13 protein-coding genes and 1 pseudogene are annotated in these 17,225 nt (G+C 36.4%); 8 read left to right on the plus strand and 6 right to left on the minus strand.

Annotation, left to right across the window (positions count from 1 at the left end):
* Nucleotides 1-417 carry a Panacea domain-containing protein gene (locus C6H17_RS03730; RefSeq protein WP_005218184.1) on the minus strand — a complete coding sequence of 139 codons (417 nt, stop codon included), beginning with the start codon at nucleotides 415-417 and terminating at the stop codon, nucleotides 1-3.
* A 113-nt stretch (nucleotides 418-530) separates the two neighbouring features.
* Between C6H17_RS03730 and C6H17_RS03735 the strand changes: the two genes are divergently transcribed.
* From C6H17_RS03735 to C6H17_RS03750, 4 genes are all read left to right on the plus strand, one after another.
* On the plus strand, nucleotides 531-3,608 hold the full coding sequence (locus C6H17_RS03735) for a type I restriction endonuclease subunit R (protein WP_005218186.1): 3,078 nt from the start codon (nucleotides 531-533) through the stop codon (nucleotides 3,606-3,608).
* A 294-nt stretch (nucleotides 3,609-3,902) separates the two neighbouring features.
* Nucleotides 3,903-4,907, plus strand: coding sequence for a DMT family transporter (locus C6H17_RS03740; RefSeq protein WP_104731350.1), 1,005 nt, complete (start codon nucleotides 3,903-3,905; stop codon nucleotides 4,905-4,907).
* 72 nt (nucleotides 4,908-4,979) lie between these two features.
* Nucleotides 4,980-5,843, plus strand: coding sequence for a DMT family transporter (locus C6H17_RS03745; RefSeq protein WP_005218189.1), 864 nt, complete (start codon nucleotides 4,980-4,982; stop codon nucleotides 5,841-5,843).
* A 195-nt stretch (nucleotides 5,844-6,038) separates the two neighbouring features.
* Nucleotides 6,039-6,674, plus strand: coding sequence for a superoxide dismutase (locus C6H17_RS03750; RefSeq protein WP_005218191.1), 636 nt, complete (start codon nucleotides 6,039-6,041; stop codon nucleotides 6,672-6,674).
* Between the two features lie 148 nt (nucleotides 6,675-6,822).
* Here C6H17_RS03750 and C6H17_RS03755 read toward each other — a convergent pair whose 3' ends face one another.
* A complete protein-coding gene (locus C6H17_RS03755) occupies nucleotides 6,823-8,166 on the minus strand; it encodes a UDP-glucose dehydrogenase family protein (protein ID WP_005218193.1) in 1,344 nt (447 codons plus the stop codon).
* A 193-nt stretch (nucleotides 8,167-8,359) separates the two neighbouring features.
* On the opposite strand from C6H17_RS03755, the gene C6H17_RS03760 reads away from it, so the two are divergent.
* On the plus strand, nucleotides 8,360-9,754 hold the full coding sequence (locus tag C6H17_RS03760; protein ID WP_020995899.1) for a PhoH family protein: 1,395 nt from the start codon (nucleotides 8,360-8,362) through the stop codon (nucleotides 9,752-9,754).
* Nucleotides 9,755-9,866: 112 nt separating this feature from the next.
* Here the strand turns inward: C6H17_RS03760 and C6H17_RS03765 are convergent, their stop codons facing one another.
* On the minus strand, nucleotides 9,867-10,874 hold the full coding sequence (locus C6H17_RS03765; protein WP_020995898.1) for a hypothetical protein: 1,008 nt from the start codon (nucleotides 10,872-10,874) through the stop codon (nucleotides 9,867-9,869).
* 10 nt (nucleotides 10,875-10,884) lie between these two features.
* Complete coding sequence (locus C6H17_RS03770) at nucleotides 10,885-11,847, minus strand: tRNA dihydrouridine synthase (protein ID WP_005218200.1); 963 nt, start codon at nucleotides 11,845-11,847, stop codon at nucleotides 10,885-10,887.
* 272 nt (nucleotides 11,848-12,119) lie between these two features.
* On the opposite strand from C6H17_RS03770, the gene C6H17_RS03775 reads away from it, so the two are divergent.
* The 3 genes from C6H17_RS03775 (at nucleotide 12,120) to gatC (ending at nucleotide 14,689) form a co-directional block, all read left to right on the plus strand.
* Nucleotides 12,120-13,043 carry a class II fructose-bisphosphate aldolase gene (locus C6H17_RS03775; protein WP_005218202.1) on the plus strand — a complete coding sequence of 308 codons (924 nt, stop codon included), beginning with the start codon at nucleotides 12,120-12,122 and terminating at the stop codon, nucleotides 13,041-13,043.
* A gap of 31 nt (nucleotides 13,044-13,074) precedes the next feature.
* Nucleotides 13,075-14,340 (plus strand): glycosyltransferase, encoded by a 1,266-nt coding sequence (locus C6H17_RS03780; RefSeq protein ID WP_020995896.1) that lies wholly within the window; start codon nucleotides 13,075-13,077, stop codon nucleotides 14,338-14,340.
* Nucleotides 14,341-14,410: 70 nt separating this feature from the next.
* The gene (gene gatC, locus C6H17_RS03785) at nucleotides 14,411-14,689 is read left to right on the plus strand and encodes an Asp-tRNA(Asn)/Glu-tRNA(Gln) amidotransferase subunit GatC (RefSeq protein WP_005218206.1); all 279 of its coding nucleotides are present in this window, start codon (nucleotides 14,411-14,413) and stop codon (nucleotides 14,687-14,689) included.
* A gap of 716 nt (nucleotides 14,690-15,405) precedes the next feature.
* Here gatC and C6H17_RS03790 read toward each other — a convergent pair.
* Nucleotides 15,406-16,830, minus strand: a complete 1,425-nt coding sequence (locus tag C6H17_RS03790; protein ID WP_005218209.1) for an anaerobic C4-dicarboxylate transporter — start codon at nucleotides 16,828-16,830, stop codon at nucleotides 15,406-15,408.
* A 199-nt stretch (nucleotides 16,831-17,029) separates the two neighbouring features.
* Nucleotides 17,030-17,225, minus strand: a pseudogene (locus C6H17_RS03795) (hypothetical protein); the annotation flags it as partial.

The following is a 17,225-nucleotide window of genomic DNA, read 5'->3' on the forward strand; positions in this document are numbered from 1 at the left end:
TTATTTAGCCTCTTTTCTAATCAGTTCTTTATCAATAATCTTTTTTTGTCCTTTTTGGTAAGTTTTATCCCAAGCACCACCCTCTCTGTGAGTTTCTCCAACAAGATCCCAATACGATTTATTGTTACATTGCTTTATGGTTTTTGCAATAGTCTCTTTTTCGGCATCACTTAAATCTAATTTTTCTTGATTGTCTGGCACATCAATAGAGTTTGCCCCATAGTCTCTATATTCCATATAAACATCTCTTACAACAGGACCAAATTGCCAAGCTTCAAAATTATCGTCTATAAGAGATTTCTTATGCTCCTTAATAAAATCAACTTCAGCAAAATACAATGTTTTTTGTAGTTCTAAGTTGCTTAATCTTTTGCTAGAATTTTTTAAAATATATTTTGCCACATCTGATGCTTTCATAAAACAACACCCTATTCATAAAGATTTTGGGGTCTATTCTATCATACTTCTTTATAGTTTCGGTATAAAATGTAGTAAAATATCGCTTATTAAGCTAAAGAAAGGACCAAACAATGTCAAAATTTAACGAAGAGAGCATAGAAGAGCTATTATTAGAGACTTTGGGGAGTTTTGGCTATGAATGCAAAAATGCAAAAGAAGTTGCAAGGAAAAAAGATGAATGGATTTTAAAAGAGATATTTTTAGATTCTATTATGCGTATAAACTTTGAATCTAAAAGCAATTATGACTTTCTAAGCTTGGAGCAAAAAGAGCATTTAGCCCTTGAGGCGTATAAAAAGATTCTAGCTTTAAGTGATGAAGAAGACTTAATGAGTGCTAATGCGAAAATGCACGATTATTTGATAGGCGGCATTACACTAGAAGCAATGGTAAATAGTGAGCAAAGAGGCATTAACCTAGAGTTATTAGACTTTGAGAATGTAGAAAATAACGCCTTTTTAGCACTCAATCAGTTTGTATTTAGCACAAAAGATTCTGTGCGATGTGATGTTGTGGTATTTGTCAATGGAGTGCCTTTGGTGCTATGTGAGCTAAAACACCCCCTTGATATAAACGCAGATTTACACAAAGCATATTTACAGATAGAAACCTATAAAGAAAAGGCAAAAGAGCTGTTTATCCCAAATGCGTTGTGTATCATAAGCGATGGGGTAGATTCTAAACTTGGCAGTTTGAATGCGGACTTTACACGCTTTCTAAAATGGCAGGGGCAAGGGGATATGCTAAGTGAAAATACGCGTGTTGTGGATATTTGCGAAGTATTAAAGCCCTGCGTTTTGCTTGATTTCTTACGCTATTTTATCACTTATGAGCAAAGCTACATACAAGATACACAAGGCTATAAAGAATCTAAACTCAATAAAAAGATCGCCGCATATCATCAATACTATGCTGTAAATAAGGCAATAGAGAGTGCCAGAAAGGCTATGCAAAGCAGTGAAACAAACAAAAAAGGCGGTGTAGTATGGCACACTCAAGGCAGTGGCAAAAGTCTATCAATGGTGTTTTTCTGTGCTAAAGCCCTAAAAGAGCTAAACAACCCTACGCTTTTACTGCTCACAGATAGGACGGATTTAGATAATCAACTCTTTAATACCTTTGCAAAGTCAAGCACACTTTTACAAACAACGCCTTTGCGATGTGAAAGCACAAAGGATTTAAAAGAGAAATTCACGCAAAGAAAAGGCGGGATAATCTTTAGCACAATGCAAAAGTTTAGAGATGAAAACGAACGCTTTGAGCTTTTAAGCCAAAGGGGAGATATTATCGTCATTGCCGATGAAGCCCACCGCACACAATATGGCTTTAGTGCAAGACTGCGTAGTGAATCCCTTGCCTATGGTTACGCACAAAATGTCCGCGATGCCCTGCCAAATGCTACTTATATAGGCTTTAGTGGCACACCCATAGAAAAAGATAATGCAAATACGCGAAATGTGTTTGGAGACTATATAGACATTTATGATTTTCAAAAAGCCGTAGATGATGGTGCAACCCTGCCTTTATTTTATGAAAGTCGTTTAGCAAAGCTTCATCTAAGCGAAGAGGGCAAAAAGCTTATAGAATCTTTTGATACAGATAACACGCAAGGCAGTCTCTTAAAACTACAAGATATTATCGGGGCAAAAGAGCGACTAAAAAACATTGCCAAAGATATTTTAGAGCATTTCAACGCTAGAAAAGAAAAGCTTAAAGGCAAAGCAATGATAGCGTGTTCTAGCAGAGAAATTGCCGTGGATTTGTATAATGAGCTAGTAGAGCTTGAGCCAAGTTTGCATAGTGATGATTACACAACAGGCAGGGCAAAGGTCATCATCACTTCAAGTGCAAGTGATGGTGCAAAGCTATCAAAGTTTCACACAAGCAAAGAAGAGCAAAGATATATCGCAAATAGGGCAAATGATATAAATGACTGCCTAGAGTTTATCATCGTTTGTGATATGTGGCTAACAGGCTTTGATGCACCACCCTTGCATACACTCTATATTGACAAACCTATGAAAGGACACACCCTTATGCAAGCAATCGCAAGGGTAAATCGCGTGTATAAGGACAAGCCCTCTGGCTTAATCGTAGATTATATAGGCATTATGGCAGAACTCCAAAAAGCCTTGCAGTTTTACACACAGGGTAAATCGCAAAACTTCCTTGTAGATAAGCAAAAGCTAGTAGAAGTCGTCTATGAAAAGCACGAAGTATTAAAGCAAATGTTGCACGGCTTTGAGTATATGAAATATTTTCAAGCAGACACAAGGGGCAAGCTTGACTTACTCTCACAAATCACAGATAAGATTTTAAGTGATGAAGAGTTAAAAAAGCGATTTTTAGATGAGGTGGTAAAGCTTGTGAAAGCCTATATTATGGTGCTACCAAATGATGAGATTCAGAATCTTTCAAAAGAAATTGCCTTTTTTGAGTTATTAAAAAATCGCATTAAAAAGAGTGAATACTCCAAAGCCCAAGCTGACAATGCACTCAAACAAAGCCTTATTAAGCAAGTCATTGACAAAGAGCTAGTAAGTGAGGGTATGATAGATATTTTAGATAAAAGTCAAATCAAAACAGAAAATATCTCTATCCTTTCAAATGAGTTTTTAGAGGGTATGAGACATTATAAATATCCACATATCGCACTAGAGACTTTACGCAAACTCTTAAATGATGAACTGCAAGCACGACTCCCAAAAGAGCTAAAAAGCAAAGGTTTGTATGAAAAACTTCATCAGATTCTAATGCAATATCAAAATAAACTCATAGACGCCGCAAAAGTCATTGAAGAGCTAATAGAGCTAAGCCAAGAACTCATCGCAAGTGATGAGAAAAAGCAAGATTCAGGCTTAAGCGATTATGAATACGCCTTTTATGAAGCATTGAGTGAGTTTAAGGAAGTAGAAGAGATTATGGGCGTAGAGAAACTGCGTGAGTTAAGCAAAGCGGTATTTTTTACGATTAAAGAGAATGCTACGCTTGATTGGACTTTGCGTGAGAGTGTGAGAGCAGAGCTAAGACTTGCGGTAAAAAAGGTGCTAAAGAAATACGGCTATCCGCCAAATAGCATACAGCTAGGCGTAGATAATGCCATCAAACAAGCCGAGCTTATCGCACAAGAGCTAGCGGATAAGGAATAATTGCAGAGTAAAACAACTTATTATGCTAACTTTTCTTGCCACTTGTCATACTGGTTATTCTTGTCATACTGACTCTCCCCCTTGTCATACTGAGCGTAGCGAAGTATCTAAAATTTATAACGGAGCGTAATAATGGAATCTTGTAATACAGAATCTAATCTTATCATTTTGAGCTAATTCGAAAAATCTAGTATAGATTCTAAAAACCAAAACAATGTAATTAAACATTTTAAAGACTGCATATTCTATATTTTTTCCTATAATTCTAGAATCTAAATCTCTAGGACTTCATCTATGACAAATAATCAAGTCTCTATTACAATAGATTCTAAAAAGCATACTAAAGATTCTATAAATAAAAGTCAAGTTTTAAATAATATAGAATCTAGCCCAATAGATTCTATCTCTAAAAAAAAGTTATTTAAACTTCCAAAGATTCCCAAAAATTCTAGCTTTTTTATTATTCTTGCATTCCTTGCAGAAAGTTTCATAATCTATGCGAGTGTGCTAGTAAAGCTTACAGATATGTCACCTATAAACTTAGGATTCTATCGCATAGTCTTGGCGTTGCCCGTTTTCTGGCTTATGGCAAATGCACGACAAAATGTCTTTAAGATTCCATTCAAAGATATTGCTTTTATGATGCTTGCGGGAATATTTTTTGCCTTTGATTTATTGTTTTTTAATATTGCATTGCGGCATACAAGTGTAGCAAATGTGAATCTTTTTGGCTCTCTTGCGTGTTTCATTCTCATTCCTATTGGCATTTTCTTCTTTAAGGAAAAGTTTAGGAAAAGCCTTTTAATCGGGGCGATTGTAGCATTTTGTGGCATTGTTGTCTTGGTTGGTGGCAAGGGCGAGTTAAGTGTGGCAACGCCCTTTGGCGACTTTATGGCATTCTTAAGTGTGCTATGTTATAGCTCATTTTTAGCTGTGATTTACTCACTAAGAAAACGATATGGGACTTTAGAGATTATGTTTTTTGCTTGCATTGGCTCAAGTCTTACACTTTTAGTCCTTGCCTTAATTTTTGAGGGCTTTGAAGTCCCAAAAGACATGAAAGACTTTGGTATAATCGCCCTTATTTCTTTATGCGGACAGGTGATTGGACAAGGATTTTTCAATTATATTATGGGTAAAGTCAATACACAAACTTCATCTCTTGTGCTACTTTTTTCTCCTATAATTGCGGCGTTAATGGGCTTTTTTATACTTGGTGAGAAACTTGGTATATTTGAAATATGCGGGATTTGCATTATACTTATTGGTGTGTATTTTGCAAAGAAGGAAAGTTATTAGAGTGTGTTTAGATTTGTTTGCCTATATTTTGCTATAGTAGAGAGCAGAAATGCAAAACTATAAGGACTTTATTTGAATCTAAAGCAGTTTAACATTACACTTATAGCCATATTGTCGCAGGTCGCTACGATTTATTCTAGCGTGCTTATCAAGCTCACTGATATGTCGCCTATGAATTTGGGTTTCTATTCCATTGCTTTGACACTGCCCATTTTTTGGCTTATGGCAAATATACGCAAAAATATTTTTAAGATTCCATTAAAGGATATTGCACTAATGATGTTTGGCGGAATCTTTTGTGCGTCAGATTTGGTGTTTTTTAATATCGCTTTGCATAATACAAGTGTCGCAAATGTGAATCTTTTTGCTTCTCTTGCGTGTTTTATTTTGATACCCATTGGTGTGTTCTTTTTTAAGGAAAGATTCCAAAAGAATTTTGGCATTGCCGCTGGTATAGCCTTTATTGGTGTTATAGTATTGGTTGGTGGTAAGGGTGAACTAAGCGTAGCAACACCATTTGGGGACTTTATGGCATTTTTAAGTGTTATGTGTTATAGCATATTTTTAAGTGTAGTGTATTCTATGAGAAAGCGTTATGATACCTTAGAGATCACATTTTTTAGCTATATAGGTGCAGCTAGTTTGCTTTTTATTATGGCTGTGTTTGTTGAGGGTTTTGAAACCCCCAAAGATATGAAAGATTTTTGGGTAATTGCACTGATAGCATTTTTTGGACAGGTGATTGGACAAGGATTTTTAAATTTTGTGTTAGGCAAAGCAAGCACACAACTTTCATCTATTTTACTGCTTTTTACACCCATTGTTGCGGCATTAATGGGTTTTTTTATTCTCGGAGAATATTTGGACGGGATAGAAATGTTAGGTATAGGAATCATTATGGTGGGTATTTATTTGGCACGAAAAGGGCTTTATTGAGTGAGTGTATGATTGCGGTTTTGTTACTATGATTAGGAAGTGTGTTGTTATGATACTTATATGATTTATTGTCTGCTAAACTTTCTGGTTAATTGCGAATGAATACTTATCTAACATTTAATTAACTTTCAATCATACAAATATTAAGCAAAGTATATTATAATATAGCTTCATTTTAATTTTTCAGGAGATAATATGTTTGAATTAAGAAAATTACCCTATGAGACTAATGCGTTTGGAGACTTCCTTACCCCTACGACTTTTGAATATCACTATGGTAAGCATCATCAAACCTATGTAACAAATCTAAATAACCTTATCAAAGGTGGTGAGTTTGAGAATGCAGAATTGTATGATATTATCAAAAAGTCAAATGGTGGTCTTTTTAATAATGCCGCTCAAGTATATAATCACGACTTCTATTGGGATTGCATCTCACCAAGTAAAACAGATATAAGTGCTGATTTGAGTGCAGCGATTAATGCAGAGTTTGGTTCGCTTGAAGGCTTTAAAGAGAAGTTTATACAAGCTGCGACAACTCTATTTGGTGCTGGTTGGTGCTGGCTTGTGTATAACTTGACTACAAAAAAGTTAGAAATCGTGCAAACAAGCAATGCAGCAACACCTATCACAGATGATAAAGTGCCTTTGCTTGTGGTTGATGTGTGGGAACATGCTTACTATATTGATCATAAAAACGCGCGTCCTGCGTATTTGGAGAAGTTTTTCTCACATATCCACTGGGCGTTTGTGTCAAGTGCGTATGAATGGGCTAAAAAGAATGGTGTAGAATCTATTAAATTCTATATTAATGGTATTCATAAAAAATAACTTGCAATGTTAAGCACATAGACATTAAATAGAGATTTTATAATTTCTATAAATCCAACAGCCAAGCTTTTGAAAGCTTGGCTAACATATTCCGCAAAGATTCTCAATCTTTTTTGCACTGAGATTTCAAATATACTTAATCTAGTTTTTATGATTCTATATTTCCAACGCCTATTTGATAATACGCAAAGCCCTTAGATTCTAAGCCACAATGCTGGTAAATATTCCGCCCATCAAAGATAATAGGCTCTTTTAACAGCTTTGCTATTTCGCCAAAATCAGGACTTCTAAACTCCCGCCATTCAGTCAGCAGCACTAACGCTACACAGCCCTGCAACGCGCTATATTTACTCTCCATAAATGTAATAGAAGATAATTTATCTTTGAGATAGAATCTCGCTTGTTCGTATGCCTTTGGGTCATAGGCTTGTATCTTTGCTCCACGCTTAGTTAGCTCATCTATTAACACCAAAGAGCTTGCCTCACGCATATCATCAGTCTCTGGCTTAAAGCTAAGCCCCCATACACAAAAGCTAAGCCCTTGTAAGTTCTCCCCAAAATGCCTAACAATCTTTTCTACCAAAAGCATTTTTTGCTTTTCATTGACTTCTTGCACCGCCTGCAAAATCTTTGCCGTGTAGCCCACATCTTTCGCGCTTTTTTCCAATGCTCTTACATCTTTAGGGAAACAGCTCCCACCATACCCACAGCCCGGGTAAATAAAGCTATATCCTATGCGTGAGTCGCTGCCTATGCCCTGCCGCACATCATTGATATTTGCCCCCACACGCTCACAGATTTGACTCATCTCATTGATAAAGCTAATCTTTGTAGCAAGCATCGCATTTGCCGCATATTTTGTCATCTCCGCAGATTCTATCCCCATAGCAATGAGCCTATCACTTTTCAATAAAAATGGTGCATACAAGGCTTTCATCACTTCTAATGCCCTTGTAGAATCTGTGCCGATAACCACTCTATCTGGACTCATAAAGTCTTTAATCGCAACGCCTTCCTTAAGAAACTCAGGGTTGCTTACGACATCAAAGGCGATATGAGAATCTTGCCTTTTTGCTAAAGCAGATTCTATGATTCTTCTCACCTCCCTAGCCGTCCCCACCGGCACCGTGCTTTTATCCACCACCACGACATATTCTCGCTCTATATGACTGCCAATGTCTCGTGCCACAGCTCTAACAAAGCTTAAATCCGCACTGCCATCTTCGCCCATAGGTGTGCCAACAGCGATAAAAATCACTTCCGCATTTGAGATGGCTTCCTTTTTATCCGTGCTAAAACGCAAAGTTTTAAGCCTAACATTCTCACGCACCATTTCTTCTAAGCCCGGCTCATAGATAGGGATTTTTCCCTGCTTTAAAGATTCTATCTTTTTAGAATCCACATCAAGGCAAATCACTTCATTTCCCATTTGGGCAAAACACGCCCCAGCCACAAGTCCTACATACCCACTACCAATAATCGTAACCTGCATTTGTATCCTTTATATGCTATCAACTTGATATATTTTAATAAAAGCTAAATTATAACAAACCTTATACAATATCCTTTAGCAAATACATTTAGATTCCAAACAATACGGCTAAAACTAAGTCTAATATCTATCTCATCTCTATTCACCGCATTTTATGCTAAAATTATCACTATATTTTAGCATAAGGGGCGTAATGCAGCAGGTATTGCTTGATACTTCAATTATCCTTGATAACACACAGAATCTCATTGATTTACACCACAAAAATATGGAACTTTTCATTACAGATATTGTCCTAGAAGAGCTTGATAGGAAAAAGGATCAGCAAAGTGAGAGTGGCTATTTTGCGCGTGAATTTTTCCGCCGCATTCACAATGTTTCAAAAGAGAGTATGACAAGTATCACACCACAGCTTTCAACAGATTATATTACTTGTATTGTGTTTCAGGCACAAGATATTTGTGTGCCACTTTTTGTGATTACACGCACGATATATCGCACGGCACATAGCGATTATGGCTTTAATGATGCGCGCCTTAGAGAGATTGCAAAGGATTATAGGCTATTGTTGCTTACAAATGACATTGCTTTGCGTGTGCGATCCATGATAGAAAATATAGAATCTTCCTCACTTAATCAAGCCGCAATCGCTAGTCCAAAAGAAATCAGCTTTATCCATAAAATAGAGTTATTGCGAGATGGTAGCGATACAGAAGAGTTTAGTCAAAGCGATACTTTTAAAAAGTTGAGTAATTGGCATATTTTTGAGATTGATGAAGTGGATATGACTGATAGTATGCGGTATGAAACGGGGAGAAAGCACTTTGGCATTAAGCAAAATGACACACTTGAAATACTTGATTTAGATTCTATTATTGCCACACAAAAGCCCTATATATTGCCGCTAAATGTCGAGCAAAAACTCGCCTATGCGATCCTTTTACATGCGAATAATTATGTAAGCATTATCACAGGTAGCACAGGGAGTGGCAAGACTTTAACAGCACTTCAAGCGGGTATTGCACTGCAAAAAATGGGCGTTGTCGATGGCATCGTGTATTTGCGAAACACCATCACAGCAAATGATAAGGAAGCAGAGCTTGGTTTTAGAAAAGGTGATGAAGACCAGAAGCTACATTATTTTATGTATCCCTTATTTAGTAGCATAAATTTTATTATTGAGCGTTTAAAGGAGCATTCCCTTGCAAAGCGTATCGAATATAAAGGTGAGAGTAAAGGCTTTGATAAAGAGCATGCAACGCAATATTTTCTTGATAAACACCGCATTGAAGTTATGGATATAGCACATGCTAGGGGTATCACACTGCATAATAAATTTGTGATTTTTGATGAGGTGCAAAATGCTTCTGATGCGACCATTAAGCTTATAGGCACGCGTATGGGAGAGAAAAGTCGCATTGTGTTTCTTGGCGATTATAATCAGATTGATCACCCCTATCTTAGCCGCTTGCGTAATGGGGCTTTAAGTCTATTATTAAAAGCACAAAAAGATGATTTTATATTCGGCTTGCAATTAAAGCATACTATACGAAGTGAAATCGCCAGCTGGTTTGATTCTAATTTTTAGTGGTTGTTAATGCGTGGGTATTATAATGTTCTAAATAATATTTTTAAATCTACTTAATTAGATCAATGAAAATCTAAAAACATCTGCAAACAATTAAAATCAATTACAGAATCTAAAACAAAACATTAACTGCGAATTGCCAATACATGCCAAGTGTTGTGCTGTGTTCTTGTCGTAAGAGTTGTTGAGCGAAGACTTTATCAATGTTATTTGGTAAAGATTCTGTAGAATCCATTTGATACCACCTTTGACTTTTAGCACTTGGATCACCTGCGATTTGTATAGGCATTTTCACACCGATGTCAAATCGTATGTTATTATAAGCATAAATACTTGCACCAAATCGCATAAACGCGCCAGCCCCAGCCAGATAGAGTGTATCATCTGCTTTTAGCGTTACGCTGTCTTTGGTTGTGTTATTATAAGTCCTGCTATCATAATGCCCTAAGCTATAAGTGATAAACTCATAGCCAATACCACCATAAGCACCAATGCGCAATGGAATCATCTTTTTATAACTACTCAAAGTCCCTACTAAAATATGTATAGGTATATTTGCACCAAAGTCAAAGCCAACAGAGTAGCTTAACATAAAGGCATTATTTGAGATATTTTCTGCAAAGTTTGGATTCTTATTAAACTTAATTTCTTGATATTGTCCGCCATTACCGGGTGCAGCTACATAGAATCCATCGCGATAGCAAATATTTGTAAGACCGGGCATCTCTCCCGCACCGCATTTACGCAGATTCCCATCACGCACATTTTTTGATATAGAGCCAAGATCGACTTTATTAGAATAACTCGCACTGATATAACCACGCAGGGTAAAAATCCCCATTTTATCAAAGGTTACTTCTGTGCCGATATAGCCGCTTGTAATATCTTTCACGCTGCCATTATACTCGCCAAGTTGCGTTTGTGAGTAGTAATAGCCACCTTTTTCATTGACACTTGAAGTGTTTTTTGTCATTTGATTTGTAGAGTTTGTATGAAGTGAGCCTTCAGTTATGCTTTGCCCTATCCCAAGAAAAAACTGATAGCGAACCGCCCATGCAGACTCTATACAGCAAAAAATCCCCACAATGATAACAAAAACCCCTCTTTTTAAACCACTCATTTTACTCCCCTTATACACTCTTTTTATTAAAAATAGGACAAATATCACTTGACTCTAGCTTTGTGGTGTCAAAAAAGTCCTTTATAGATTCTCTAATTAAATGATAATCCTTTTCATTATTGACAAACTCCCTGTATTTGCTAGAATCTTTCTGCCCTTTCGCATAGGCATGTAGATTTTTTCTAAACATAATAACCCCCCTTTCGCCATAAAACTCAAACATAGAATCTAAATGCTTTAATACTAAATCTCTCTTCAAAGCAAGTGGAAAGTCATTTGTTTTAGCCTGTATCTGCCAGAAAATCCAAGGAGATTTCAACGCAGCCCGACCAATCATCGCCCCATCTGCATTTGTGATTTGCATGACTTTTTGAAAAGATTCTAAACCATCTATCTCGCCATTTGCAATCATGGGGATTTTCAAGTTTTCTTTCATCAAAGCAAGGCTATCATAATCGATTTTATCCTTTTTATACGCGTCCATTTTTGTCCTAGCATGCACCACGCAGTAATCCACACTGCTTTCATTAATCGCTTCTGCTAAATCTAGCGGTATCTTTTTATCAAAGCCTAGTCTAACCTTTACGCTATATACCTGCTTATTGCCATATTTGCGAATGATTTGTAGTAGTGATACGAATTTATCTAAATCTTTTAAAAGCGCACTGCCATTGCCATGATTTGCCACCTTTGGAGCGGGACAACCGCAGTTAAAGTCAATAATATCTACCCAAGAGAGTTCATTAATCTTTTCAACTGCCCTTTTTAGAATCTCTTCTTTACTCCCTGAAATCTGCAGGGAAAAGGGCGTCTCATTCGGGCTTTTTAATGCCATTTTTAGCGTTTTTTCATTCTCATAAACAAGGGCATGGGAGCTTATCATCTCACTCACGGTAATATCTACACCAAAATCTTTCACTACCTTTCTAAAAGGCACATCGCTAAAACCAGCAAGTGGGGCAAGTATCAGCAGGGGGGCTGGAAGCTTTTTTGTTTGCTTAAAAGTGTCTAGATGATACTTTAGAGATTCTATATTGTTGTAATGTGTTGTGTATTGCACTTATTTCCTTTTTCTCTTGCTTTAAGATTCTATAAAATTATTAAGTCTTTGGGATTTACAAAGCACACATTATAGCATAAAATATTATGTATTCTTTATGTTTAACTTATAAGGCATTGTAACCTAAACTCACACACTTTTGATACAATGACGGATAGATAATAATTATTTTTTAAGGAGCAAATATGCTAGTTTTTGGACAAGAGATTCTAAACAAAGCGAATAAAGAGGGCTATGGAGTAGGTGCGTTTAACTTTGTGAATTTTGAAATGCTAAATGCTATTTTTGTAGCGGCAAATAAGGCAAACTCACCCATTTTTGTGCAAGCAAGTGAAGGGGCGATAAAATACATGGGTATTGATATGGCAGTAGGCATGGTAAAAACTATGGCAAAGCGTTATCCGCATATCCCTGTGGCATTACACCTTGATCATGGCACTAGCTTTTCTTCATGTAAGAGTGCGGTGGAAGCGGGATTTACTTCTGTGATGATTGATGCTTCACACCATCCTTTTCATGAGAATCTAGAAGAGAGCGCAAAAGTCGTAGAAATGGCACATAAAGAGGGTGTAGGCGTAGAGGCAGAGCTTGGCAGACTTATGGGGATTGAAGATAATATATCGGTTGATGAGAAAGATGCTGTGCTTGTAAATCCAAAGGAAGCAGAGCAGTTTGTAAAAGAAACAAAGATAGATTATCTAGCCCCAGCCATTGGCACAAGTCATGGGGCATTTAAGTTTAAAGGTGAGCCAAAGCTTGATTTTGAGCGATTAAAGCTTGTAAAAGAGCTAACAAAAATCCCGCTTGTATTACATGGGGCGAGTGCTATACCAGATTATGTAAGGGCTAGTTTTAGCGAGAGTGGTGGGGATATTGGCAGTAGCAAGGGTGTGCCTTTCTCATTCTTACAAGAGGCAGTAAAAGGGGGCATAAATAAGGTGAATACAGATACAGATTTACGCATTGCTTTCATTGCTGAAGTGAGAAAACTCGCAAATAAAGATAAATCACAATTTGACTTACGCAAGTTTTTTGCACCAGCTATGGAGGCTATGAGTAATGTCATCGCAGAGAGAATGGAAGTCTTAGGCAGTGCAAATAGAATCTAAAAAACTTTTGTCTTAATATTAAGGATTTAGAATGTTTCATATTGTATTTAATGCTGATCAAAATTACATGAAATATGTAGCAGTGCTGATAACAAATATCATACATTACACAGATACAAGTAAAAAATATGTAGATTTCGCCTTTCATAGCACAGATTCTAAAAATAAAACCCAAGATTCCAACATATCTATGCAAATAAATGGGGGGGGGGGGCAAAGCCCCATAACTTGGGGAGAAAGTCTCGCAAATAGAGAAAACCCTATAAATGCGGGGCAAAGCCCCATTAATTTAGAGGGCTATCACTTTCATGTTATAACAGATTCTATTGCAAAGAAAACTTTGGAGCAATTTCATATATTACAAACTACCCTGAACGATATTTATCCATGTCAAATAGAAGCCCACATTATTAGTGATGAAGATTTCAAAGATTTACCAAAGTGGGGCTATGAAGAAGCGCAACAATATGCGGCTTATTATCGTGTTAAACTTGTGGATTTTTTACCAAAAAATGTAGATAAATGTTTGTATTTAGATACAGATATGCTTGTATTAACAGACTTGCGAGAGCTTTTTGCACTCAATTTAGATGGCTATATTGCTGCTTCATCGAGTGGTAGCCCAAATGCAACAATTAGTCGTTATGGAATCTACAGAAAGAAAAAGGGCGGTAAAAAAGCAGTAAAATCGTTTGAAACAAGTTTTTATTTTTGCAGTGGGCTTATGCTTATTAATACAAAAGAGTGGATAAAACAAAATGTAGATATTGAGGCAATGCGTTTTTTGAGAGAGTATGAAACAGAGTTTGCAGACCAAGATGCCCTAAACTTTGCTATGTGTGATAGGGTGTATAATTTGGGTGAACAATGGGGGATACTTGCTTATCAATCACTTGAAGCAGCTTGTTCTACTAATATAGATTTTTCAAAGCGATATGAAAAAGCAATGATAAATGCCAAGATTCTCCATTGCAATGGTCCAGCAAAAGCATGGTTTGGGGCTTATAATAAACTTACGATAGATTTTATGCCAAATATATATCCACATAAAGATGTATGGTGTAAAATGGCAAGGTTATGCAGTGGATTCGAAAATGAATTGAACGCACAAGTAGAAAATATAGAAAATGAAGGTTTGCCTGAATATGCCATAGCACTTGCAAGACAATTAAGGGAATTTCAAGGACATTATAACTTTCCTGCAATGAAGAGACGGCTTGAGCGTATAAGCAAACCACACAAAGCCATTATGATGGCTTTGAAAAATCTAATACATCGTTTTAAAAAGCATGTATGAATATATTATTTAGTAAAACCGCGATATATTTTGCTAAAATACACGCTATTTTGTATGGAAAGGTTTATTTATGTTTGTAGATGATAAATTACTTGATAAGCTTGAAAAATTAGCAATGATACATATCGCACAAGAAAAGCGTGAGGATTTTAAAGAAGAATTAAGCGAAATTATCGCCAAAATGGATAGCCTGCAGGAAGTCGATACAGATAGTATTGCATTGCAAAAAGATGATAAAACCCCCATGCGACCAGATTTACCAGAAGATTCCGCAATACGAGACCAAATCCTAAAACAAGCCCCAAAAGCAAAAGATGGCTATTTCATTGTACCAAAAGTGATAGGGTAGGTTTTCTCCTGCTTTATATTTGTGAGAGTGTTGCGAGATTATTGGGGTTATTTAGTCTTAATGCAGAGTGAGAGATTATAGATTCTATTTTTTGAGCTCTATCTCCATATATAAAGTTGCAAATAGAATACATGGGGTTTTAACATTATTCAACATAATTGACACTAAGTAGCTTTTAGATTCTCTACCATTTGTGTAGGTGGAATTTTAACAGGAATCGGATCTAAAACTATGTCGTTTAAACTTAATACGAGTGAATTATGATTTTCAAATTAACACTTGATACAGAATCGTTTTAAAGTGTTGCAAACTTATTAATACTTTAGATGCAAATTCAAACATGTGGAAGCAAAAACATTGCATTTTGCCGTTACTTATCTAGCATTTAAAAAATAAATATGTAGTTTTGTATGTCTTATCAACACATAAGACACACTTTAATATATGTGTAAAAAATGGACAGCCTTTTTAAGATTATGTGGAATCATAAGGAATGAATTGCTTTGGATAGAGCTTTGGATAACTTGTTTTTGTTTAGCAACGCAAGACCATATACACATTAAGCAAATTATGAAGAGGCTTTTATGTGTTAATGTAGGTTTAATTAGTTTTTTTGTTAGTGAGCTAAATTTAAATATTACGCAATGACACACAACTACCTTAAACCTTAAGCTATATATAGAAAAAAATAGAAATATTTAAGCCAAACATCAAAATCACAAATATCCAGCCACTAAAGCTAGAAAATATCCAGCTACACAAGAGCTAAAAACACCGATTAAGCCCGGTAAAATGAAGCTATGATTGATAACAAATCGTCCAATATGCGTTGTGCCGCTTCTATCAAACTGAATTGTTGCAAGATCGCTTGGATAAGTTGGCAAAATATAATAGCCATAGCACGCTGCTGCAAAGGCTACGATGATTCCGGGTTCAACCCCGATATTTAGGGCTAATGGCACAAATGCTGCGATTGCTGCTGCTTGAGAATTGACAAACTTTGAGATTAAAAGTAGCATAATCGCATAAGTCCAAACATGCGTCGTTACAATGCCTCCAAGCGCATCTTTCATCATCGGTGTATGCACGGCAAACATTGTATCTGCCATCCATGAGATTCCAAACACGGCTACAAGTGCAATCATGCCAGATTTAAAAATCTCATTACTACCGATTTTTTTCACATCAGTATTTGTAAAAATAATAATAAGTGAGCCAGCAAGCAGCATAAACATCTGAATCACTGCTACCATTGAGAGTGAATCTATTTTAGGATTCCCCAACGCATCAACTTGTGCTACACCATTTTTCATTATTTGCCCCCAATTTGGTCGTAAAGAATCAAAGATTCCAAGCAAAGCTACACAAGCAATTGCAGCTAAGAATATCCACATAGCTATCCAGCTACTCTTTGGTAAATCAACGCCTAGCAAGGTTTTGCTATCGCCATAGACATATTTTTTAAATTCGGGGTCTTTGAGTTTAGCTTGAAATTCAGAATCTTTATCCAAATCTTTACCCCTAAACCATGAAAAGATTCCAATACACAATACACCAAAAAGTGTGCTAGGGATAGTGATTTGAAGCAGATTGATATAGCCATCAAATCCTGCAAGTTTATGCTCGGAGTTTAAAAGTAGGGCAGTAAGGCTTACAACCGCAACAGACACAGGCGAGGCAATAATCCCCATTTGTGAAGCAATAGAAGCAGCAGCCATAGGACGCTCTGGGCGGATATTATTTTTAATCGCAATATCATAAATGATTGGCATAATCGTATAAACCACATGCCCAGTCCCACATAAAATAGTAAGAAAGCAGGTAACAAAAGGCGCTAGAATTGTTAAAAGTTTTGGATTTTTTCTTAGCACTTTTTCTGCGATTTGCAGCATAACATCTAGCCCACCGCTTGCCTGAAGTGTAGCACTCGCTACAACAACTGCTAAGATGGTAAGCATAACATCAATTGCTGGCTTTCCGGGCTTAATATGAAAGAAAAATACAAGCATTAAGATTCCAATACCGCCTAAAAGCCCTAGTGCAATACCACCTTTTCTTGCACCATAAAACAGACATATAAGCACGACTAAAAGCTGAATGCCAAACTGCCAACCTTCACTAAGATTTGTGAGAAAATCCATGCAACGCTCCTAAAATAAAATATGCGAAGTATAGCAAAAAAGCCCTTAAGATTCATAATAATACTATGTGGTTTTATGTTATTAAATTGTCATTATTGTTTGTGGTGATGGGTGGGTATAACCCAACTCTTGCCATATTAAGCTGTAATCTAAATCTATTTTTTACACTCATTCGCATCTAAGCATATAGTTTTAAACACTATCTCATCGCATACAACACTTGGGCTTTTTGTGTTTGTGTATCATACACCCAATGTGTATCAAAAAATGTTTTTTCATTTGAATTGTCATCTATGTCTAACAAATAGAATTTATTGCCCTTGTGCCTTTGGTCTTGCATTTGTTGCTGCAGATTCTGTGAAATATAGCCAAAATAACCATCAGAAATAACGATT

This window comes from Helicobacter rappini, from assembly GCF_900198625.1.
Classification (GTDB): Bacteria; Campylobacterota; Campylobacteria; order Campylobacterales; family Helicobacteraceae; genus Helicobacter_A; species Helicobacter_A rappini.